This is a genomic window from Hymenobacter wooponensis, assembly GCF_004745865.1.
Taxonomy (GTDB): domain Bacteria; phylum Bacteroidota; class Bacteroidia; order Cytophagales; family Hymenobacteraceae; genus Hymenobacter; species Hymenobacter wooponensis.
Genome location: NZ_SRKZ01000002.1, coordinates 265,129 through 286,750, shown reverse-complemented (window position 1 = coordinate 286,750; position 21,622 = coordinate 265,129). Strand labels below are relative to the sequence as shown.

Annotated in this window: 17 protein-coding genes and 4 tRNA genes; all 21 read left to right on the top strand. The window is 52.6% G+C overall.

Translation table 11 applies throughout. The annotated features are described in order from the left end of the window. Positions 1 to 45: 45 nt before the first annotated feature. A tRNA-Tyr gene (locus EU557_RS07455) sits at positions 46 to 125 on the top strand. A gap of 67 nt (positions 126 to 192) precedes the next feature. After that, positions 193 to 265, top strand: a tRNA-Gly gene (locus EU557_RS07450). Between the two features lie 83 nt (positions 266 to 348). Continuing rightward, a tRNA-Thr gene (locus EU557_RS07445) sits at positions 349 to 420 on the top strand. Positions 421 to 586: 166 nt separating this feature from the next. Beyond that, a complete protein-coding gene (gene tuf, locus EU557_RS07440; RefSeq protein ID WP_135431220.1) occupies positions 587 to 1,774 on the top strand; it encodes an elongation factor Tu in 1,188 nt (395 codons plus the stop codon). Positions 1,775 to 1,892: 118 nt separating this feature from the next. Further along, a tRNA-Trp gene (locus EU557_RS07435) sits at positions 1,893 to 1,963 on the top strand. A 56-nt stretch (positions 1,964 to 2,019) separates the two neighbouring features. Further along, positions 2,020 to 2,214, top strand: coding sequence for a preprotein translocase subunit SecE (gene secE, locus EU557_RS07430; RefSeq protein WP_135529769.1), 195 nt, complete (start codon positions 2,020 to 2,022; stop codon positions 2,212 to 2,214). Between the two features lie 21 nt (positions 2,215 to 2,235). Further along, on the top strand, positions 2,236 to 2,802 hold the full coding sequence (gene nusG, locus EU557_RS07425) for a transcription termination/antitermination protein NusG (protein ID WP_135431224.1): 567 nt from the start codon (positions 2,236 to 2,238) through the stop codon (positions 2,800 to 2,802). A gap of 189 nt (positions 2,803 to 2,991) precedes the next feature. Then, the gene (rplK, locus tag EU557_RS07420; protein WP_135529768.1) at positions 2,992 to 3,435 is read left to right on the top strand and encodes a 50S ribosomal protein L11; all 444 of its coding nucleotides are present in this window, start codon (positions 2,992 to 2,994) and stop codon (positions 3,433 to 3,435) included. Between the two features lie 18 nt (positions 3,436 to 3,453). Next, positions 3,454 to 4,149 carry a 50S ribosomal protein L1 gene (gene rplA, locus EU557_RS07415; RefSeq protein ID WP_135431228.1) on the top strand — a complete coding sequence of 232 codons (696 nt, stop codon included), beginning with the start codon at positions 3,454 to 3,456 and terminating at the stop codon, positions 4,147 to 4,149. A gap of 20 nt (positions 4,150 to 4,169) precedes the next feature. Beyond that, positions 4,170 to 4,724 carry a 50S ribosomal protein L10 gene (gene rplJ / locus EU557_RS07410; RefSeq protein WP_135529767.1) on the top strand — a complete coding sequence of 185 codons (555 nt, stop codon included), beginning with the start codon at positions 4,170 to 4,172 and terminating at the stop codon, positions 4,722 to 4,724. A gap of 67 nt (positions 4,725 to 4,791) precedes the next feature. Further along, a complete protein-coding gene (gene rplL, locus EU557_RS07405; protein WP_110976700.1) occupies positions 4,792 to 5,172 on the top strand; it encodes a 50S ribosomal protein L7/L12 in 381 nt (126 codons plus the stop codon). Between the two features lie 286 nt (positions 5,173 to 5,458). Further along, positions 5,459 to 9,334: a DNA-directed RNA polymerase subunit beta gene (gene rpoB / locus EU557_RS07400; protein WP_210116018.1), complete on the top strand. Its 3,876-nt coding sequence runs from the start codon at positions 5,459 to 5,461 to the stop codon at positions 9,332 to 9,334. Positions 9,335 to 9,679: 345 nt separating this feature from the next. Next, positions 9,680 to 14,032 (top strand): DNA-directed RNA polymerase subunit beta', encoded by a 4,353-nt coding sequence (gene rpoC, locus EU557_RS07395; RefSeq protein ID WP_135529766.1) that lies wholly within the window; start codon positions 9,680 to 9,682, stop codon positions 14,030 to 14,032. Positions 14,033 to 14,151: 119 nt separating this feature from the next. Continuing rightward, a complete protein-coding gene (locus EU557_RS07390) occupies positions 14,152 to 14,502 on the top strand; it encodes a DUF3467 domain-containing protein (protein ID WP_135529765.1) in 351 nt (116 codons plus the stop codon). 117 nt (positions 14,503 to 14,619) lie between these two features. After that, complete coding sequence (locus EU557_RS07385) at positions 14,620 to 15,495, top strand: hypothetical protein (RefSeq protein WP_135529764.1); 876 nt, start codon at positions 14,620 to 14,622, stop codon at positions 15,493 to 15,495. 218 nt (positions 15,496 to 15,713) lie between these two features. Then, entirely contained in the window at positions 15,714 to 16,142 is a 429-nt protein-coding gene (rpsL, locus tag EU557_RS07380; RefSeq protein WP_135529763.1) for a 30S ribosomal protein S12, read from the top strand. Between the two features lie 84 nt (positions 16,143 to 16,226). Then, positions 16,227 to 16,694, top strand: a complete 468-nt coding sequence (rpsG, locus tag EU557_RS07375) for a 30S ribosomal protein S7 (protein ID WP_044003258.1) — start codon at positions 16,227 to 16,229, stop codon at positions 16,692 to 16,694. 105 nt (positions 16,695 to 16,799) lie between these two features. Next, the gene (gene fusA / locus EU557_RS07370; RefSeq protein WP_135529762.1) at positions 16,800 to 18,941 is read left to right on the top strand and encodes an elongation factor G; all 2,142 of its coding nucleotides are present in this window, start codon (positions 16,800 to 16,802) and stop codon (positions 18,939 to 18,941) included. 21 nt (positions 18,942 to 18,962) lie between these two features. After that, positions 18,963 to 19,268, top strand: coding sequence for a 30S ribosomal protein S10 (rpsJ, locus tag EU557_RS07365; RefSeq protein ID WP_022822123.1), 306 nt, complete (start codon positions 18,963 to 18,965; stop codon positions 19,266 to 19,268). Positions 19,269 to 19,441: 173 nt separating this feature from the next. Further along, positions 19,442 to 20,728, top strand: coding sequence for an O-antigen ligase family protein (locus EU557_RS26025; protein WP_135529761.1), 1,287 nt, complete (start codon positions 19,442 to 19,444; stop codon positions 20,726 to 20,728). Between the two features lie 270 nt (positions 20,729 to 20,998). Then, positions 20,999 to 21,619, top strand: coding sequence for a 50S ribosomal protein L3 (rplC, locus tag EU557_RS07355; RefSeq protein ID WP_135431243.1), 621 nt, complete (start codon positions 20,999 to 21,001; stop codon positions 21,617 to 21,619). The last annotated feature ends 3 nt before the right edge of the window (positions 21,620 to 21,622 follow it).

The window sequence follows — 21,622 nt, the reverse complement described above, 5'->3', positions numbered from 1 at the left end:
AATGAAAGGATAAGTTTTTCGCAGAAGGCGGAGGATTACTTAAGCGGGGGCGTCGCATAGCGGCAATTGCGGGTGACTGTAACTCACCTCCTTCGGGTTCAAAGGTTCGAGTCCTTTCGCCCCCACATTTATGAGCTGATGTATCGATGAGGAATGAACTTGATTCGTGCTCTTCTTTCATAAGCTAAGTACGCGGGAGTAGCTCAGTTGGTAGAGCGGCAGCCTTCCAAGCTGCAGGTCGCGGGTTCGAACCTCGTCTCCCGCTCAGTGCATAGGTGATCTAGCTAGATCAGCCACATGTGGCAAATGTTCTTTCACTAGCATATCTTTGCCGAAAAAATAGAATAAGCCGTTTTAGCTCAGTGGTAGAGCACTTCCTTGGTAAGGAAGAGGTCATGGGTTCAAATCCCATAAATGGCTCAGAATTACGAGCACCAACGGAATAGCTGGTCTATTCTGCTGGATCTGTCAGACAAGTAAAGCGACGTGCAGTCCTCACTAAACGGAGCTGCGTTTCGCTTTCTTGCAGTATAGCCAAATCGCTTTTTCCCCCTCTTTACTTCAAAGTCTCTTAATCTCTGTTACAATGGCCAAAGAAAATTTTGATCGTTCCAAGCCGCACGTGAACATCGGTACGATCGGGCACGTCGACCACGGCAAAACCACCCTGACCGCTGCAATCACCACGGTTCTGGCGAACAAAGGTCTGGCCGCTAAGCGTGACTTCTCGTCGATCGACAACGCTCCTGAAGAAAAAGAGCGTGGTATCACGATCAACACCGCTCACGTTGAATACGCTACCGAAAACCGTCACTATGCTCACGTTGACTGCCCTGGTCACGCTGACTATGTGAAGAACATGGTAACGGGTGCTGCTCAGATGGACGGCGCTATCCTCGTAGTAGCTGCTACCGACGGCCCAATGCCCCAGACCCGTGAGCACATCCTGCTCGCTCGTCAGGTAGGTGTACCTCAGCTGGTAGTGTTCATGAACAAAGTGGACATGGTGGATGACCCCGAGCTGCTCGAGCTGGTGGAAATGGAAATCCGTGAACTGCTCTCGTTCTACGACTTCGACGGCGACAACATTCCAGTTATTCAGGGCTCTGCTCTGGGTGGTCTGAACGGCGATGCCAACTGGGTTCCCAAGATCGAGGAGCTGATGGCTGCTGTTGACAGCTACATTCCAATCCCTGCTCGTCTGACCGATCTGCCCTTCCTGATGCCAGTAGAGGACGTGTTCTCTATCACGGGTCGTGGTACGGTTGCTACCGGCCGTATCGAGCGTGGTATCATCAACTCGGGTGAGCAAGTAGAAATCCTCGGTATGGGTGCTGAGAACCTCAAGTCGACCGTAACTGGCGTTGAGATGTTCCGCAAAATCCTTGACCGTGGTGAAGCTGGCGACAACGTAGGTCTGCTGCTCCGCGGTATTGAAAAAGAAGCCATCCGTCGTGGTATGGTTATCTGCAAGCCCGGCTCGGTTAAGCCTCACCAGAAGTTCAAGGCTGAGGTGTACGTGCTGTCGAAAGAAGAAGGTGGCCGTCACACGCCATTCTTCAACAACTACCGTCCTCAGTTCTATTTCCGCACCACCGACGTAACCGGCATCATCTCGCTGGGCGAAGGCGTGGAAATGGTAATGCCTGGTGACAACGTAACCATCTCGGTTGAGTTGATCAACTCGGTAGCTATGGAAAAAGGTCTGCGTTTCGCTATCCGCGAAGGTGGCCGTACCGTAGGTGCTGGTCAGGTAACTGAAATCCTCGACTAGTTTCTGTTAGAATAAAATAATCCGCCCTCGATATTTTTCGGGGGCGGATTTGTTTTGTCTAAACACTTCAGTACATTTGCAGTCCCAATCCAGCACCTTGAAGGGTAGGGACGCATACACGGGCGTAGTTCAAGGGTAGAATAGAGGTCTCCAAAACCTTTGATGGGAGTTCGAATCTCTCCGCCCGTGCAAGAAACAAGGCTGCCAGTGCAGCCGCACCTACCAAGCCTAACCGGTGCCGCATCATGAGTAAGCTGACAAACTATTTCCGCGAAACCTCTGAGGAGATGCGTTACAAGGTAACGTGGCCTTCTATAGAAGAACTACAGAAGAGTGCTGGCCTAGTACTGCTCGGCTCGCTTCTTTTTGCAGCAGTAGTTGGCATTATGGATGTGGCGTTCAGCAAGAGCCTGGAAGCGTTTTACACTTCGTTCCGGTAAGCGGCAGAACACACGACGACAATGGGCGAGTTAAAATGGTATGTGGTCCGTTCAGTTAGCGGACAAGAGAAAAAAGCCAAAACCTACTTGGAAACTGAGATTGGTCGCCATGGCCTTTCTGATCTAGTACCCCAGGTGCTGATTCCAGTAGAGAAGGTTTTCGAAATGCGCAACGGCAAAAAACGTGTGCGTGAGAGAAATCTCTATCCTGGCTATATTATTATTCATGCTGATCTGACGCACGGAGAAGTTGATCATATTATCACGAGCACACCGGGTGTAATCGGTTTCCTCAGTGATAAGGAAGGGAAAGCAGCTAGTCAGAACACGAAGCCAGTTCCTCTGCACATCTCAGAAGTCAACCGTATCCTCGGTATTGTAGATGAGGCAGAAGAGCAGACGGCAACTCTCGAAACTCCATTCGTGGTAAACGAGCTGGTGAAGATTGTAGATGGCGGTTTCGCTGGTATGTCGGGTACTGTTTCCGAAGTTTTCGAGGAGCGTAAGAAGCTCAACGTAATTGTAAAAATATTCGGCCGTAGCACTCCCATGGAGTTGAGCTACACGCAGGTTGAAAAAGAATCATAAGCTGAACTAGACATGGAGAGCTTAGAACTGAGAATCGTCTGACTCTGAGTTCTAAGCTCTCTAGTCTAACTTCTGCACAAGCAACGTCGCCAGTCATCCGCTCCGGATTGGCGGTGCTTCCACTAGGAGCAATCAAAAAACTGAGGATGCTGCGTGTTACGATGCAGGGTCCGAAGCCTTTCAAACCAAATGGCCAAGGAAATTAGAGGTTATCTGAAGCTTCAGATAAAGGGAGGTGCCGCAAACCCTGCGCCACCGGTTGGACCTGCACTTGGTAGCAAAGGCCTTAACATCATGGAGTTCTGCAAGCAGTTCAATGCTCGGACCCAGGATAAGGCCGGCCAAGTTTGTCCTGTACTCATCACCATGTACACCGACAAGTCGTTCGACTTCGTTGTGAAGACTCCTCCGGTGCCAGTTCTCCTCATGGAGGCTGCCAAGCTCCAGAGCGGTTCGAAAGAGCCTAACCGTAACAAGGTTGGCTCGGTGACTTGGGACCAGGTACGCACCATCGCTGAGACGAAGATGCCAGACCTGAATGCTTTCAAAGTGGAGTCGGCAATGCTGCAAGTAGCCGGTACGGCTCGCAGCATGGGCATCACTGTGTCGGGCGCTTCTCCTTTTGCTGACTAATCTAACAACGGAGAAGAAATGGCACAAGTAAGCAAAAAGCGCAAGGAAGCCCTTGCTAAACATGACCTGACCGAAGTTCGGAATCTGGTAGAAGCAGCCAAAGTGGTAAAGGATATCACCTATACCAAGTTTGACGCTTCAGTAGATATCGACGTTCGCCTGGGTGTTGACCCCCGCAAAGCCGACCAGATGGTACGTGGCGTAGCCACGCTGCCCCACGGCACCGGCAAAACCGTTCGCGTTCTGGCCCTCGTTACCGCCGACAAAGAAGCCGAAGCTACTGCAGCTGGTGCTGACTACGTTGGTCTGGACGACTACATCGCCAAGATCGAGAAAGGCTGGACTGACATCGACGTTATCATCACGATGCCGTCGGTAATGGCCAAAGTTGGTCGTCTGGGTCGCGTACTCGGTCCTCGTGGCCTGATGCCTAACCCTAAGTCTGGCACGGTTACGACTGACGTAGCAAAGGCTGTTCAGGAAGTGAAAGCTGGTAAAATCGACTTCAAAGTTGACAAGACTGGCATCATTCACTGCTCAGTTGGTAAAGTGTCTTTCGACGAGCAGAAGCTCGCCGAAAACGCCATCGAAGTAATCCAGACGCTTCAGCGTTTGAAGCCTTCTTCAGCTAAAGGCACCTACATCAAGAGCATCACGCTCTCGAGCACTATGTCGCCCGCCGTTCCGGTTGACACGCAGGTAACTTCCGCTTAAGTTTTAATCAACACGACGATATGATCCGGGAAGACAAACAAGCCCTCGTCGACGAGTTGAGCGAGAAGTTCCAATCGCACAACGCGTTCTACATTGCCGATGCTTCGGGAATGTCGGTGGCGAAAATCAACGAATTCCGTCGCCTGTGCTTCAACCGCGGCATGGAGTTCAAAGTGTACAAGAACACGTTCATCCGTAAAGCACTCGATACCCTAGGTACCGATACTGCTGAGATGGACGCTGCACTGAAAGGCCAGTCGGGCATCCTGTTCTCGAAAGAGTCGGGCAATGCTCCTGCCAAACTGCTGCAGGACTTCTACAAAGCACAGAACTACGGCAAGAACGTAGAGCCGAAGCCTGCTCTGAAAGGTGCTTATGTTGATGCCAGCATCTACATCGGCGCTAATCAGCTGAGCAGCCTCAGCACGCTGAAAGGCAAAAACGAGCTCATCGGTGAAGTTATCGGTCTGCTCCAGTCGCCCGCCAAAAACGTTATCTCTGCTCTGTCGAGCGGCGGCAACATCCTGGCTGGCCTCATCAAAACGCTTTCCGAAAAAGAAGAGGTTGCAGGCTAACCGCTGCTCATCTTTTTCACTATAGTTTCCAAAAGTTCAACAACCCCTTTTTTAACAATCTACAGAAATGGCAGATTTGAAAGCATTCGCCGAGCAGCTCGTTAGCCTGACGGTAAAAGAAGTAAACGAACTCGCTACTATCCTGAAAGACGAGTATGGCATCGAGCCTGCTGCTGCTGCTCCCGTAATGGTAGCTGGTGGTGCTGGCGCTGGCGCTGCTGACGCTCCTGAGGAGAAGACCTCGTTCGACGTAATCCTGAAGTCGGCTGGTGCTGGCAAACTGGCTGTGGTGAAACTGGTGAAAGACCTGACCGGTCTGGGCCTGAAAGAAGCCAAAGAACTGGTTGACGGTGCTCCTAAAGCCCTGAAAGAAGGTGTTGCTAAAGACGAAGCTGAGTCGCTGAAGAAGCAACTGGAAGAAGCCGGCGCTGAAGTAGAAGTTAAGTAATTTCTGCTGCCTGCTCTTAAAACCAGCAAATATGGAGAGGCCTGGCAACTAAGCCAGGTCTTTTCCTGTTTGTAGGCAACAAACTAGTTGGAAGTTCGTTTGCACGCCGCTTTGCGGCTTTTTGTGCCTACGGACGCTGAAGCGCAAAGTTCTGCTTTGCGCTTTCGTGCGCCAACAACTTTCATTTTTTTCAAGGTAGTGGTGTTGCTACTACCCTGAACTGGATTCTCTCAGTGTCCATTTCCTAACCCCACATACATTGGCTACACCGAAAGCACAGACAGGCCTGCAAAAACTGCAGGCAGCTGACGAGCGGATCAACTTCGCCAAGATTAAAAAGGTTATTGAGTACCCAGATTTCCTGGACGTGCAGGTTCGCTCGTTCATGGATTTCTTCCAGTTGGAAACGGCTGCCGAGAACCGTACCGATGAGGGTCTCTTCAAAGTATTCGCCGAGAACTTTCCGATTTCGGACTCGCGCGAAAACTTCGTGCTGACCTTTATCGACTACCACGTCGACCCGCCGAAGTACTCGGTAGATGAGTGCATCGACCGGGGCCTGACGTACTCGGTACCGCTGAAAGCTAAGTTGCGCCTGGTCTGCAACGACACGGACAACGAGGATTTCGAAACGATTGAGCAGGAAGTGTTCTTGGGTAACATCCCCTACATGACCGAGAAGGGCTCCTTTGTGATTAACGGGGCAGAGCGCGTTATCGTTTCGCAGCTGCACCGTTCGCCCGGTGTGTTCTTTGCCCAGAGCAAGCACACTAACGGCACCAAGCTGTACTCAGCCCGTATCATTCCGTTCAAAGGTTCGTGGATTGAATTTGCCACGGATGTGAACAATGTGATGTACGCGTACATCGACCGGAAGAAGAAGTTCCCGGTTACTACGCTGCTGCGTGCCATCGGTTACGGCACCGACAAAGACATCCTCGACTTGTTCGGGCTGTCGGAAGAGGTGAAGGCCGATAAGAAGAACCTCAAGAAAGCCGTAGGCCGCAAGCTGGCTGCCCGGGTACTCCGCACTTGGACGGAAGACTTCGTAGACGAAGACACCGGTGAAGTGGTATCCATCGACCGGAACGAGGTTCTGTTGGAACGCGACTCTACGATCGAGGAAGAGGACATCGACGTTATTCTTAACGCTGGTGCCAAGTCGGTAATCCTGCACCGTGAGAACGTAAACATTGCGGACTACGCAATTATTTACAACACTCTGCAGAAGGACAACTCCAACTCAGAGAAAGAAGCCGTTGAGCAGATTTACCGTCAGCTCCGTAACACGGAGGCTCCTGACGAAGAAACTGCCCGCGACATCATCCAAAAGCTATTCTTCTCGGATAAGCGCTACGACCTCGGTGATGTAGGCCGCTACCGTATCAATAAGAAGCTAGGTATTGACACGAATTGGGATGCACGCGTGCTGACCAACGAGGACATCGTTCTCATCGTAAAATACCTGATCGGTCTGATTAACTCGAAGGCCATTGTCGATGACATTGACCACTTGAGTAATCGTCGTGTACGCACGGTAGGGGAGCAGCTGTACGCCCAGTTTGGCGTAGGCCTGGCCCGTATGGCGCGTACTATCAAGGAGCGCATGAACGTGCGCGACAACGAGGACTTCAAGCCAGTTGACCTGATCAATGCCCGTACCCTGTCGAGCGTAATCAACTCGTTCTTCGGTACGAACCAGCTTTCGCAGTTCATGGACCAGACCAACCCGCTGGCGGAGGTGACGCACAAGCGTCGCGTATCGGCACTGGGGCCAGGAGGTCTGTCACGTGAGCGTGCTGGTTTCGAAGTACGTGACGTTCACTACACCCACTACGGCCGTCTTTGCACTATTGAAACGCCGGAAGGACCGAACATCGGTCTGATTTCGTCGCTTTGCGTGCACGCCCGGGTAAACTCGATGGGCTTCATCGAAACTCCTTACCGCACTGTTGAGAACGGCAAGGTAGACACGACGGAGAACGTGAAGTACTTGACGGCTGAGGAAGAAGATACCCACCACATTGCGCAGGCCAACGCCCGCATCGATGAGGAAGGTAACTTTATCAACGAGCTGGTAAAAGGCCGTTTCGAAGGTGACTTCCCTGTGGTAGGTCCTGACGAGTACAGCTACATGGACGTAGCCCCGAACCAGATTGTATCGGTGGCTGCTTCGCTGATTCCGTTCCTGGAGCACGACGATGCTAACCGTGCCCTGATGGGTTCGAACATGCAACGTCAGGCGGTACCGCTGCTGAAGGCTGAGGCTCCCATCGTGGGCACTGGCCTAGAAGGCCGCGTGGCTATTGACTCTCGCACTCTGGTAGTAGCCGAGGGTGACGGCGTCATTGACTATGTAGATGCTAACCGCATCGTGGTGAAGTACGACCTGACGGAAGACGATATCCTCGTAAGCTTCGATGCTGAGAAGATTTCGTACGACCTGATCAAATTCCGTCGTACCAACCAGGACACCTGCATCAACCTGACCCCTATCGTGAAGAAGGGCGAGCGGGTAACCAAAGGTCAGCCCCTGTGTGAAGGCTACGGCACGAATAAAGGTGAGCTGGCCCTGGGCCGCAACATGCAGGTGGCGTTTATGCCATGGCAGGGCTACAACTTCGAGGATGCTATCGTAATCTCGGAGCGCGTAGTACGTGACGACATCTTCACTTCGATTCACATCGAGGAGTTCGAGTTGGAAGTACGCGAGACCAAGCGTGGCGAAGAAGAGCTGACCTCGGAAATTCCGAACGTGAGCGAAGAAGCCGTGCGTAACCTCGACGACAACGGTATTATCCGTCTGGGTGCTGAGGTTCGTGAAGGCGATATTCTCATCGGTAAGATCACGCCGAAGGGCGAGACTGACCCGACCCCGGAGGAGAAGCTGCTCCGCGCCATCTTTGGTGACAAAGCCGGCGACGTGAAGGATGCCTCGCTTAAGGCGCCACCTTCCCTGAACGGTGTAGTTATTGGCACCAAGCTGTTCTCACGTCCGAAGAAAGACAAAAACCTACGGGCTAAGTCGAAGAAGGAAGTAGAAGAGCTGAAGGATTCGTACGCTAAGGAACTGCGCGGTATCAAAGCTGTGATGGTTGACAAGCTGGTGCAACTCCTGGAAGGCAAAACCTCTCAGGGCGTGAAGCACAAGTTCGGCGACGAAATCATCTCGAAAGGAGTGAAATTCGGCAAGAAGAATATTGCTGAAAACCTCTTCCCCGAGAAGAATCCTTACAAAGACGAGAGCAACTACGCTGTTCCCGAAGAGGTGAACATGTTCAAAGATCTCGTGCTGGAAGGCTGGACTGCTGACGCTCGCGTCAACAGCATGGTGCTGGACTTGGTGAAGAACTACGCCAAGAAGCGCAACACCATCACAGCCCGCTTCAAGCGCGACCGGTTCACGCTGGAAGTAGGCGACGAACTACCCGCTGGTATCGTGCAGCTGGCCAAAGTATACATCGCTAAGAAGCGTAAGCTGAAGGTGGGTGATAAAATGGCAGGTCGTCACGGTAACAAGGGTGTGGTAGCCCGCATCGTACGCGATGAGGACATGCCCTTCCTGCCCGACGGTACTCCGATGGACATCGTACTCAACCCGCTTGGTGTACCAAGCCGGATGAACATCGGTCAGATCTACGAGACCGTACTGGGCTGGGCCGGCCTCAAGCTGGGCCGTACCTACGCTACCCCAATTTTCGACGGTGCTACCGAAGAGGAAGTATCGCGTGAGTTGACGGAAGCTGGTCTGCCAACCTTCGGTCGTGCTTACCTGCACGACGGTCTAACTGGTCAGCGTTTCGACCAGCCGGTAACCGTTGGGGTAATCTACATGCTGAAGCTAGGCCACTTGGTTGATGACAAGATGCACGCCCGTTCTATCGGACCGTACTCGCTCATCACCCAGCAGCCGCTTGGTGGTAAAGCCCAGTTCGGTGGTCAGCGCTTCGGCGAAATGGAAGTGTGGGCTCTCGAGGCCTTCGGTGCTTCCAACGTCCTCCAGGAAATCCTGACGGTTAAGTCGGATGACGTGGTAGGTCGCGCTAAAGCGTACGAAGCCATTGTAAAAGGTGACGTACTGCCCAAGCCGAATATCCCCGAGTCATTCAACGTACTCATTCATGAGCTACGCGGTCTGGCCCTGGAAATCACGCTTGATTAAGGTTTGAAAGAGGTGGCTGCTGATGCGCAAGTGTCGGCAGCCACTTTTCAAGTCTCCTATATAATAGCATACCCGCGGTTCGGGAAACTGATAACATCATCTGCTGGCGTCGTTCCGAGATATGGTCAGAATGGCAAACAGGCCTAGCAGAAGTTGGCCGCACCTTGATTCAGATTTCTGAGTCACCCGATTACCAGACCTGGCGGAAACCTACTGCGCGGCGTACCTATCCGACCCACAGAGCACTTTTCGCAGAGTCGAACTGTTATGTTCTTTCCGACCACTCTTAAGACTGGCGGAACCAACGAACAGATAAAAGCCACCAGCTAACAACAGCTACTCTACATGGCGTTTGCAAAAAACAAAAAACTGGTACAGGACTTCTCGAAAGTTACCATTTCGCTGGCCTCGCCCGAATCCATTCTGGAGCGGTCGAACGGTGAAGTTGTAAAACCCGAGACGATCAACTACCGGACGTACAAGCCCGAGATGGGCGGCTTGTTCTGCGAGCGGATTTTCGGTCCCGTGAAGGACTGGGAATGCCACTGCGGTAAATACAAGCGCATCCGGTACAAAGGCATTATCTGCGACCGTTGCGGCGTAGAGGTGACCGAGAAGAAAGTACGTCGGGAGCGGATGGGCCACATCGAACTGGTGGTGCCCGTTGCGCACATCTGGTACTTTAAGTCCCTGCCCAACAAAATCGGCTATCTGTTAGGCCTGCCTACCAAGAAGCTCGATCAGATTATTTATTACGAGCGCTACGTAGTAGTGCAGCCGGGTGTACTGGGCGAAGAAGGCGTGCAACAGCTCGACTTCCTCACCGAGGACGAATACCTCGACATCATCGACAAGCTCCCCCGCGAGAACCAGATGCTGCCGAACGAGGACCCGAATAAATTCATCGCCCGTATGGGTGCTGATGCTCTGCAGCTATTGCTGGAGCGCATTAACCTCGACGAGCTGTCGTACTCGCTGCGTGACTCTGCTGCGCACGAGACTTCGCAGCAGCGTAAGGCTGAGGCTCTGAAGCGTCTGCGTGTAGTGGAAGCTTTCCGTGACGCCGCAACCCGCGTGGAGAACAAGCCCGAGTGGATGGTAATCCGCATGGTGCCGGTTATTCCGCCGGAATTGCGCCCACTGGTTCCGTTGGATGGTGGCCGTTTTGCTACTTCCGACTTGAACGACCTGTACCGTCGCGTTATCATCCGTAACAACCGCCTCAAGCGCCTGATCGAGATCAAGGCTCCTGAAGTGATTCTGCGGAACGAGAAGCGCATGCTGCAGGAAGCAGTAGACTCGCTGTTCGATAACTCACGTAAGGTGAATGCCGTGCGTGCAGAAGGTAACCGTGCCCTGAAGTCGCTCTCTGATATGCTGAAAGGCAAGCAGGGCCGCTTCCGTCAGAACCTGCTCGGTAAGCGTGTTGACTACTCTGGCCGCTCGGTTATTGTAGTAGGCCCCGAGCTGAAGCTGCACGAATGCGGTCTGCCCAAGAATATGGCAGCTGAGCTGTTCAAGCCGTTCATTATCCGTAAGCTCATTGAGCGCGGTATCGTGAAGACGGTGAAATCAGCTAAGAAAATTGTTGACCGTAAGGACGCCGTAGTATGGGACATCCTGGAGAATGTGCTGAAAGGCCACCCAGTGCTCCTGAACCGTGCTCCTACGCTGCACCGCTTGGGTATCCAAGCGTTCCAGCCCCGCCTCATTGAGGGTAAAGCTATTCAGCTGCACCCGCTAGTGTGTACGGCTTTCAACGCTGACTTTGACGGTGACCAGATGGCTGTGCACGTTCCCCTGGGGCCGGCCGCTATCCTGGAAGCCTCTATGCTGATGCTGGCGTCGCACAACATCCTGAACCCCGCCAACGGCGCGCCCATCGCGGTACCGTCGCAGGACATGGTTCTAGGCCTGTACTACGTGACCAAAGGCAAGCGCAGCACCGAAGACGAGCAGATCCAAGGCGAAGGCCGCATGTTCTACTCCGACGAGGAAGTGGTTATTGCTATCAACGAAGGTCAGCTTTCGAAGCACGCTTATATTAAGGTGCGCACGAAGGTTCGTGACGAGGAAGATAACCTCGTAACGAAGATCATCGAGACGGTAGCAGGCCGCGTGCTGTTCAACCAGCTCGTACCAGAAGAAGTAGGTTTCGTAGACGAGCTGCTGACCAAGAAGAAGCTGCAGCAGATCATCTCGATGGTGTTCAAGCGTACGGGCATGGCCCGCACGGCGCAGTTCCTCGACGACATCAAGACGCTGGGCTTCCAGTCGGCTTACAAAGGTGGTCTGTCGATGGGTCTGGGCGACATCCAGATTCCGAAAGAGAAAGATGCCCTGGTTCTGCAAGCGCAGAACGACGTGAAGGCCGTTACTCAGAACTACCAGATGGGTCTGATTACCGACAACGAGCGTTACAACCAGGTTATCGACATCTGGACGCGCATCAACAACCAAATCACTGAAACCCTCATGGGTCGCCTCGAGAAGGAGAACCAGGGCTTCAACTCGATTTACATGATGATGCACTCCGGTGCTCGTGGTTCGCGTGAGCAGATTCGTCAGCTCGGCGGTATGCGGGGTCTGATGGCTAAGCCACAGAAGTCGCTGCAGGGCTCGGTAGGTGAGATTATCGAAAACCCGATCCTGTCTAACTTCAAAGAAGGCCTGGACGTAATCGAGTACTTCATTTCTACCCACGGTGCCCGTAAGGGTCTGGCCGACACCGCTCTGAAGACGGCTGACGCCGGCTACCTGACGCGTCGTCTGGTTGACGTATCGCAGGACGTTATCGTAAACGAGAATGACTGTGGTACTCTCCGTGGCATCGAGACCTTCGCTTTAAAGGATAACGAGGACGTGGTGGAGCCGCTGGCTGAGCGTATCCTGGGCCGTGTAGCAGTACACGACATCATTGATCCGCTGACCGACGAAATCATTCTGCCAGCTGGCCTAGAGATTACGGAGGAAATCACCCGCCGCATCGACAACACCAGCATTGAGTCGGTGGAAATCCGCTCGGTACTGACGTGCGAGTCAAAGCGTGGTATTTGCGCCAAGTGCTACGGCCGTAACCTGTCGTCAGGCCGCATGGTACAGAAAGGTGAGGCTGTAGGCGTAATTGCTGCACAGTCGATCGGTGAACCCGGCACCCAGCTGACCCTGCGTACCTTCCACGTGGGTGGTACTGCCTCGAACATTGCCGTAGAGGCTAGCCTCCGCGCCAAGTTCAATGGTGTAATTGAGTTCGAAGACATCCGGACCGTAGAAACTGCTAACGCCGACGGCGAGCCAGTGAAAGTGGTAATGGGTCGTTCGGGCGAGATTCGTATCGTGGAGAAAGGCACCGGCAAGGTGTTCATCTCAAACCACGTTCCATACGGCTCGTTCCTGCTGGTTGACGAAGGTCAGGAAGTAGAGAAAGGCCAGGAGCTGAACAACTGGGACCCCTACAACGCCGTTATTCTGGCCGAGTTTGATGGCACCATTCAGTACGACGCCATCACCGAAGGCATCACCTACCGCGAGGAGTCGGACGAACAGACCGGTCACCGCGAGAAAGTGATTATCGAATCGAAAGCCAAGGATCAGAACCCCTCGATCATCGTGCGCCCCGGCAAGAAGGGCGACATGGAAGGCTCGAAGGGCTACAGCATCCCGGTAGGTTCGCACTTGAACGTAGAGAACGGCGAGAAAATCAAGGCTGGTCAAATTCTGGCCAAGATTCCGCGTGCCGTGGGCAAAACCCGCGACATTACCGGTGGTCTGCCCCGCGTTACGGAGCTCTTCGAAGCTCGTAACCCCTCGAACCCGGCTGTTGTGTCGGAAATCGACGGTGTAGTAACCTACGGTACGGTGAAGCGTGGTAACCGTGAAATCTTCGTGGAGTCGAAAGACGGCGTGAAGAAGAAGTACATGGTGCCGCTGTCGAAGCACATCTTGGTGCAGGACAACGACTTCATCCGGGCTGGTATGCCACTCTCCGATGGTGCTATCACGCCGTCCGACATCCTGAGCATTCAGGGTCCTGGCGCGGTGCAGGAGTATCTCGTGAACGAGATTCAGGAAGTATACCGTTTGCAGGGTGTGAAGATCAACGACAAGCACATCGAGGTGGTAGTTCGCCAGATGATGCAGAAAGTGGTGATCCTCGACGCCGGCGATACGACCTTCCTGGAGCACCAGGTTATCGACAAGATCGTGTTCATGGAAGAAAACGATACCATCATCGACATGAAGGTGGTAACGAATGCCGGCGACTCGACCAACTTGAAGCCTGGCCAGATTGTGAGTGCCCGCCGCCTGCGCGACGAGAACTCCAGCCTGCGTCGTCGCGACTTGGCTCTGGTAGAAGTACGCGAAGCACAGCCGGCCGTATCGCGGCCCACGCTGCAGGGTATCACTCAGGCTTCGCTGGGTACGCAGTCGTTCATCTCGGCCGCTTCCTTCCAAGAGACGACCAAGGTGCTGTCGGAAGCTGCCATCCGTGGCAAGGCCGACGAACTGCTGGGCCTGAAGGAGAACGTAATCGTAGGTCACCTCATTCCGGCCGGTACCGGTCTGCGCGAATACACGCGTCAGGTCGTGGGCTCGAAGGAGGATTTCGAAGCCGCTCAGGCTGCGAAGACCGACGAAGCTACGGCTCCTGCCAAGCGCCCCGCCCGGGCCTCGCGCCGCGAGTCCGTATCGGAGTAGTTTTGAAGTAGCGTAAATAGGAGAAGCCGGTCGAAGCAATTCGGCCGGCTTTTTCTTTTTATTTGCGTAGGTGACACAAAGTAAAAGTTAACTCACCAAGACGCTTTTCATTTCATCATATGAATCAACCCAACCAACCCGCTGACCCTAACGCTCCGCAGCAACCTCAAGATCCTAATGCTATAAGCATAGAGCTATCAGAAGAAGTTGCTGAAGGACAATACGCCAACTTGGCGATGATTGCCCACAGCAGCAGCGAATTTGTCATTGACTTTATTCGGTTGATGCCAGGCCTACCAAAGGCAAAGGTGAAAGCGCGGATTGTAATTACGCCCGAGCACGCTAAACGCTTACTTACGGCGCTATCCGAAAACCTTGAGCGCTTCGAGAAAGCCTACGGTACCATCAAAATGCAGCCTGACGAGCAAGGCTACCCAATGGGGTTCGGTGGTAAAATAGGAGAGGCCTAGAAAACGGAATAATACAGCACAAGGAACGGCTTTTACCGAGAAGGTAGAAGCCGTTTCCTGTTTATGTTCAACTCTAAGCCAGTCATACCTCTAGTCAGCGACAATTACCTTTGCAGTATGAACTATCTGATCTACCTGGCCTACGGCTCAGCGGACATTCGTAACGAAGCCTTCTATAGTATCCTCTCTTATGATCAGGTAGCACCGAAGCGGCCGGATACACAGATTTTGATCTATACGGATGATGCTGCCCCTTTTCAGCAGGTGCTAGGCCACCGTCCCGATATTCAGTACCCAGCCGTGGAGCCGGAGCAGTGGCAAGCGTGGCGGGGAACAGTGAATAAAGTATATCTGCTGAAAATTGGCGTGTTAGAGCATGCCGCAGCTCACTACCCTGGCAACCTATTCTTTCTCGATACGGACACTATCTGGCGACAAGACCCCGCGCCCCTGTTCAAGCAAATTGCCGCAGGAACCTTTTACATGCACCAGAACGAAGGACGCCTGATCAGTGGGAATACTCTTAGCCGCAAAATCTACAAGCACCTGCGTGGCCATGAGTGGCCTAGCGGTGGTCATACTATGCGCGTAACCCCCAAAACTGAATTGTTTAATTCCGGAGTGCTGGCATTCCGCAGCGATAAAGCGTATCTGCTGAGAGAAGTTATGACACTAGCTGAGCAGCTCTACGCCACTTACAACAAACATATGATGGAGCAGCTGGCCTGGAGCCTGCGGTTCGCGGTGGAAGGCTCTATCGAAGATGTGCCCGACTATTTATGGCACTACTGGAATCTGAAAGATGCTAGGCCAGTCATCTCGCAGGTAGTAGCCAAGTATGGTAAGCAACCTCAACTGCTGGAGCAACTAGACAAGCTACATCTACCGAATTTGCATCAGCAGGAACTGGCCTACCGCAGTCTACCAGGCTGGCAACGGACGCTCCGCAAGATGATGGGGCAGCGTTGGAAGATGCCGCAGCTAGAAGTTTGAACTAGCAGTAGGGGAGGAGCGAACCGCTTGAAATGGTATTAAGTACCATTTAAACGCTACGGTAACCATTATTTAAAGCTAGGTAAGCAGCCTAAAAATTGCCTGTTGGGTTTCTCTAAAATTATCTATTTCAACCCGTTTGCTATTTCAACCCATCTTCTATACCTTTGCAAGCCTAATTTTTGGGAGAGAACCCTCCTTGACAAAACATTCCATAAATGCCTACTATCAACCAGTTAGTACGAAAAGGCCGCGAGAAGCTGACGACGAAGTCGAAGTCGCCCGCCCTTGATTCGTGCCCGCAGCGCCGTGGCGTTTGCACTCGCGTGTATACCACTACGCCTAAGAAGCCAAACTCGGCTATGCGTAAAGTTGCCCGTGTGCGTCTGACCAACGGCAAAGAAGTTAACGCCTACATCCCTGGTGAAGGCCACAACCTGCAGGAGCACAGCATCGTGCTGATCCGTGGTGGCCGTGTGAAAGACCTTCCCGGTGTACGTTACCACATCATCCGTGGTGCCCTTGACACCGCTGGCGTAAACGGCCGTCTGCAGCGTCGTTCTAAGTATGGCGCTAAGCGTCCGAAGCCAGGCCAAGCTGCCGCAACAGGCAAAGGTGGCAAACCAGCACCCGGCAAGAAAAAGTAATTGAACGAGTGAGGTAGTGCCCAGTGCCGGATAGCACATGGTTCTTATCCCACTGCTCGCTGCCTAACACTCATTTCTACACCCATGAGAAAGTCAAAACCAAAGAAGCGCATCCTCCTGCCCGACCCTAAGTTCAAGGAGACGCTGGTAACCCGTTTCGTTAACTACATGATGTATGACGGGAAGAAAAACCTGGCCTACACCATTTTCTACGATGCTTGCGAGCTAGTAGAGCAGCGCACGAAAGAAAGCGGCGTTGAGATGTGGCGCAAAGCCCTGAACAACGTAATGCCTACCGTAGAAGTTAAGAGCCGCCGCGTAGGTGGTGCTACCTTCCAGGTGCCTACCGAAGTTCGCCCTGATCGTCGTATCGCTGTAGGTTCGAAGTGGTTGATCCAATACGCTCGTCGTCGTGGTGAGAAAACCATGAAAGACAAGCTGGCTGGCGAAATCATTGCCGCTGCTAAAGGTGAAGGTGCTGCCGTTAAGAAAAAGGACGACACCCACCGGATGGCCGAGGCCAACAAGGCCTTCTCGCACTTCCGCTTCTAATTTAGACAGACAGGGGCTTTAGAAGTTGCTGCTCCGGGAATGAGAAAAGTGATTTTCGTGTTCCTCAAGCTCAACTACTGAAGTCCCTACGTCACAAAAAAAGCAATGGCTGTTAACAAAGACCTGCAATACCTCCGGAACATCGGGATTATGGCGCACATCGACGCCGGTAAGACCACGACTTCGGAGCGCATTCTCTACTATACCGGTAAAACCCACAAAATCGGGGAAGTGCACGAAGGTGCTGCCACGATGGACTGGATGGAGCAGGAGCAGGAGCGTGGTATCACCATCACGTCGGCTGCTACTACTACCTTCTGGAACTACCCCACCGTACAGGGTGACCCAACGCCGGAGACCAAGCAATACAAAATCAACCTGATCGATACCCCCGGTCACGTGGACTTCACCGTAGAGGTAGAACGTTCGCTGCGTGTTCTGGACGGTGCCGTAGCTCTGTTCTGCGCCGTTTCGGGCGTAGAGCCGCAGTCGGAGACCGTATGGCGTCAGGCTGACAAATACAAAGTGCCGCGCATCTGCTTCGTAAACAAGATGGACCGCGCTGGTGCTGACTTCTTCAAGGCTGTTAACGAGATCAAGGAGAAACTGGGCGCAACCCCCGTTCCGCTGCAAATCCCGATTGGCGCTGAAGACACCTTCAAAGGTGTAGTTGACCTGCTGACTGGCAAAGCCATCGTATGGGACGACGAAACCCAGGGCAAAACCTACAAGGAAATCCCAGTTCCCGAGGACCTCGTGGACACGGTTGCTGAGTGGCGTGAGAAGCTCGTGGAAAGCGTTGCTGAATACGACGACACGCTGATGGAGAAGTTCTTTGATGATCCAGACTCCATTACTCGCGAAGAAATGATGGTGGTAATCCGCAAAGCGGTTATCGACATGAAGTTCTCGCCCGTAATGTGTGGCTCGGCCTTCAAGAACAAAGGTGTACAGTCGATGCTGGATGCCGTTATGGCTTACCTGCCTTCGCCGCTAGATATGCCCGCCATCATCGGTACCAACCCTGACACTGGTGAGGAAATCGAGCGTCACCCCGACAACGATGAGCCCTTCACTGCTCTGGCGTTCAAAATTGCTACCGACCCATTCGTAGGTCGTCTGTGCTTCTTCCGCTGCTACAGCGGTCAGCTCGACGCTGGTTCGTACGTGTTCAACAACCGTACTGGCAAGAAGGAGCGTATCTCGCGCCTGATGCAGATGCACTCCAACAAGCAGAACCCCATCGACAAGATCCAAGCCGGTGACATTGCTGCTGGTGTTGGTTTCAAAGATATCAAAACCGGTGACACGCTGACCGACGAGAAGTCGCGCGTAGTACTGGAGTCGATGTCCTTCCCTGAGCCCGTTATCGGCTACGCCATTGAGCCCAAAACTCAGGCCGACGTTGATAAAATGGGTATGGCTATTGCCAAACTCGTGGAAGAAGATCCTACCCTGGTGGTACAGACTGACCCCGAGACGGGCCAGACCGTACTGAAAGGTATGGGTGAGCTTCACCTCGAAATCATCATCGACCGTATGCGTCGTGAGTTCAAGGTAGAGATCAACCAGGGTGCTCCTCAGGTGGCCTACAAAGAGGTTCTCACCAAAACGGTTGAGCACCGCGAGACTTACAAGAAGCAGACGGGTGGCCGTGGTAAATTCGGTGACATCGTATTCGAACTCGGTCCGAAACTGACCGACCCAGAGAAACCAGGTCTGGAGTTCGTGAACGACATCACGGGTGGTGTTATCCCCCGCGAATTCATCGCTCCGGTTCAGAAGGGCTTCGAAGAAGCTATGAAGAACGGTCCGCTGGCTGGCTTCCCCATTGAAGGCATGCGTGTACGCCTGTTCTTCGGTTCTTACCACGATGTTGACTCGGACGCCCTGTCGTTCGAACTCGCTGCTCGTGGTGGCTTCCGTGAGGCTGGCAAGCAGGCTGGTCCGAAACTGCTCGAGCCGATCATGGCTGTAGAGGTAGTTTCGCCAGACGAATACACCGGCTCGGTAACGGGTGACCTGAACCGTCGTCGTGGTATCATGAAGGGCATGGACACCAAGGGTGGCGCCAACGTTATCAAGGCTGACGTTCCATTGTCGGAACTGTTTGGCTACGTAACGTCGCTGCGTACCATCTCTTCGGGTCGTGCTTCGGCTTCGCTCACGTTCTCGCACTACGATCAGGTGCCACAGAACTTGGCCGAAGGCATCATCGCCAAGCAAAAGGGTAACGCCATTCGCTAATCCGCTTTCTCATTAATTGACATGAACCAGAAAATTCGCATCAAACTAAAATCCTACGACCACAACTTGGTGGACAAATCGTCGGAGAAGATTGTGAAGGCGGTGAAGGCTACGGGCGCTATCGTAAGCGGACCGATTCCACTGCCCACTGATAAGGAAAAATTCACCGTTCTCCGTTCGCCCCACGTGAACAAGAAGTCGCGTGAGCAATTCCAGCTCTGCACCTACAAGCGTCTCGTTGACATCTACTCGACCTCGTCGAAAACTGTAGATGCCCTGATGAAGCTGGAGCTGCCTAGCGGTGTAGACGTTGAAATCAAAGTCTGAGGACTGATTTCCCCGACTAATTAGGAAAAACACCCCATCAATTCTTCGGAATTGGTGGGGTGTTTTCATTTTAATCGGTGCAACTTGTGCCGTAAGATGTAAGCTCTACCGTATGATAGAGCTTTTGATAGCGGTAACTTTACTAGAAGCCCGCTCATTCCGTACCCGCTTGCATGCCCTCCTCACTCAGTTCACAACTGACTATCCCACGAATACTAACGGCTAGCACCGTTTTCTGCGCCTGCATTATTGTAGGCCTATTTACAAGCACATTCTTCCGGATTCTCCCGAGCATTGGTATAGTGGGAGTGTTGTTGTGTGGCCTACTCTCCTTTGTTCTCCACGGAGATTCCTATACCCGTAGCAGTAAGGCAGTATATCTGCCGTTTGTGCTCATTTATGGAATACATGCAGCATCAGGTCTGCTAACTAGCAACGCCAACTTGCGGGAGTACGAACGGGATATCGTGTTGCAGTTGCCGTTCTTGGCATTACCCATTGGCTTTTGGCTCTTACCCCCAATCTCAACCCGGCAACTACGTCTGCTTTGGTATTTACTGATACTAGTTACAGTCATAAGTGCTGCAATAAGCACGGGCAATTACTTGCTGCACATTGATGAGATCAACGAGTTATATCTGCGCTCAAAGGTAATGCCCACCGAGCCGGATCATATTCGGTTCAGTCTCATCGTTACGTTGGCAATAGCAGTGGGAGCAGTACTGCTGGGGCAATCTAAGATGGAGCCACGAACACGTAATCTGCTACGGGTAGCAGTTATAGGCCTGGCTCTATACCAGCATTTACTGGCTGTGCGAAGTGGCTTAGTGACCTTTTATATACTAGGAGGGATAGCCTTACTCTGGTTGGTCTTCTACCGACAGCAATACAAGAGAGCAACTGGCCTAGCCAGTATCCTTATAGTACTTCCACTATTCAGCTACATCTGCTTTCCAACCTTTAGGAATAAGTCAGCTAACACTAGAGAAGATGTAGGGCGAGTTGAACACACAGCTTCCGCTAATAACTACTCCCTAGTAGGGCGAGTGTACTCGTATAAGGTAGCTCTGAAGGTTGTTGAAGATAACCCCTGGTTTGGAGTTGGTAAGGCAGATATGGAGCAGGAGCTAGCTCGGCACTACAAGCAAGAGTTTCCCAATATTCAGCCAGAAGCTTACATTCTGCCACACAACCAATTCTTGTTTACGACTGTGGCACTTGGGTGTGTTGGTGTGGTCTTGTTTATTATTGGTTTCTATTATCCCGGCATCACGAGCGGCATGCGCTACGCACCGCTACTATTAACCCAATATATAATTGTTACTATATCGTTCTTAGTGGAGTATACCATCGAGACGCAAATCGGAATTGCCTTCTCGCTTTTCTTTCTACTGCTGGCATTAGAGGGCGCAAAAAGAGAAAATAACGAATCAGCCGATAAGCTTTGGCGCCCCTGCTAGAATTATTGGATTTTTCCGAAGCAATAGTTTAAGAATAACCTACGGGGTAAACTTATTTCATTGGGATTGAAAAGCACAAGAAAAGGGGAGGGATAGAGAAAGTCATTGACTACCAGAAAGAGAGGAGCAATAAAAGGCTAACTCTGTGATGCTGAAAATATTTCAGAAGGTAGGTAGCTTATCACAGAACAATTTCCTAGCTTTGCACTCCATTTCCGAAAACGCCACTTGGGCGTTTTCAACTGTGTCTTTTTCTAAAACCCCAATCGAATGCCTGGCATCATCGGTAAAAAAATCGGTATGACAAGCCTCTTCACTCCGGACGGGAAGAACATTCCCTGCACGCTCATCGAAGCGGGTCCGTGCGTAGTGACGCAGGTTAAGACCATCGAAACGGACGGCTATACTGCCATCCAGCTCGGCTACGGCGAGAAGAAAGCTAAGAACACCACCAAAGCACTGGCTGGTCACTTCGCTAAAGCCGGAACCACCCCCAAGAAAAAACTCGTTGAGTTCCGTACCGACGAGGTTGCCAATTTCGCCGCTGGCGCTACCATCGACGCTACCCTCTTCGAGGAAGGCGAATTCGTTGACGTAGTTGGTACCTCAAAAGGTAAAGGTTTCCAGGGCGTTGTAAAACGCTACAACTTCGCCGGTGTTGGTGGCCAGACCCACGGTCAGCACAACCGCCTGCGTCACCCCGGTTCTATCGGTGCTTGCTCTTGGCCTTCGCGCGTATTCAAAGGAATGCGCATGGGTGGCCGCATGGGTAACGACCGTGTGAAAGTGCAGAACCTAAAGGTGATGCGCATTGTAGCCGACAAAAACCTCATCCTGGTGAGCGGCTCGGTTCCCGGTGCCAAGAACTCTTTCGTGGTCCTGGAAAAATAACCT

Excerpts from the sequence above, each read along its gene's own strand:
- tuf (WP_135431220.1), top strand. The coding sequence starts at position 587 with ATGGCCAAAGAAAATTTTGATCGTTCCAAGCCGCACGTGAACATCGGT.
- secE (WP_135529769.1), top strand. The coding sequence starts at position 2,020 with ATGAGTAAGCTGACAAACTATTTCCGCGAAACCTCTGAGGAGATGCGT.
- nusG (WP_135431224.1), top strand. The coding sequence starts at position 2,236 with ATGGGCGAGTTAAAATGGTATGTGGTCCGTTCAGTTAGCGGACAAGAG.
- rplK (WP_135529768.1), top strand. The coding sequence starts at position 2,992 with ATGGCCAAGGAAATTAGAGGTTATCTGAAGCTTCAGATAAAGGGAGGT.
- rplA (WP_135431228.1), top strand. The coding sequence starts at position 3,454 with ATGGCACAAGTAAGCAAAAAGCGCAAGGAAGCCCTTGCTAAACATGAC.
- rplJ (WP_135529767.1), top strand. The coding sequence starts at position 4,170 with ATGATCCGGGAAGACAAACAAGCCCTCGTCGACGAGTTGAGCGAGAAG.
- rplL (WP_110976700.1), top strand. The coding sequence starts at position 4,792 with ATGGCAGATTTGAAAGCATTCGCCGAGCAGCTCGTTAGCCTGACGGTA.
- rpoC (WP_135529766.1), top strand. The coding sequence starts at position 9,680 with ATGGCGTTTGCAAAAAACAAAAAACTGGTACAGGACTTCTCGAAAGTT.
- EU557_RS07390 (WP_135529765.1), top strand. The coding sequence starts at position 14,152 with ATGAATCAACCCAACCAACCCGCTGACCCTAACGCTCCGCAGCAACCT.
- EU557_RS07385 (WP_135529764.1), top strand. The coding sequence starts at position 14,620 with ATGAACTATCTGATCTACCTGGCCTACGGCTCAGCGGACATTCGTAAC.
- rpsL (WP_135529763.1), top strand. The coding sequence starts at position 15,714 with ATGCCTACTATCAACCAGTTAGTACGAAAAGGCCGCGAGAAGCTGACG.
- rpsG (WP_044003258.1), top strand. The coding sequence starts at position 16,227 with ATGAGAAAGTCAAAACCAAAGAAGCGCATCCTCCTGCCCGACCCTAAG.
- fusA (WP_135529762.1), top strand. The coding sequence starts at position 16,800 with ATGGCTGTTAACAAAGACCTGCAATACCTCCGGAACATCGGGATTATG.
- rpsJ (WP_022822123.1), top strand. The coding sequence starts at position 18,963 with ATGAACCAGAAAATTCGCATCAAACTAAAATCCTACGACCACAACTTG.
- EU557_RS26025 (WP_135529761.1), top strand. The coding sequence starts at position 19,442 with ATGCCCTCCTCACTCAGTTCACAACTGACTATCCCACGAATACTAACG.
- rplC (WP_135431243.1), top strand. The coding sequence starts at position 20,999 with ATGCCTGGCATCATCGGTAAAAAAATCGGTATGACAAGCCTCTTCACT.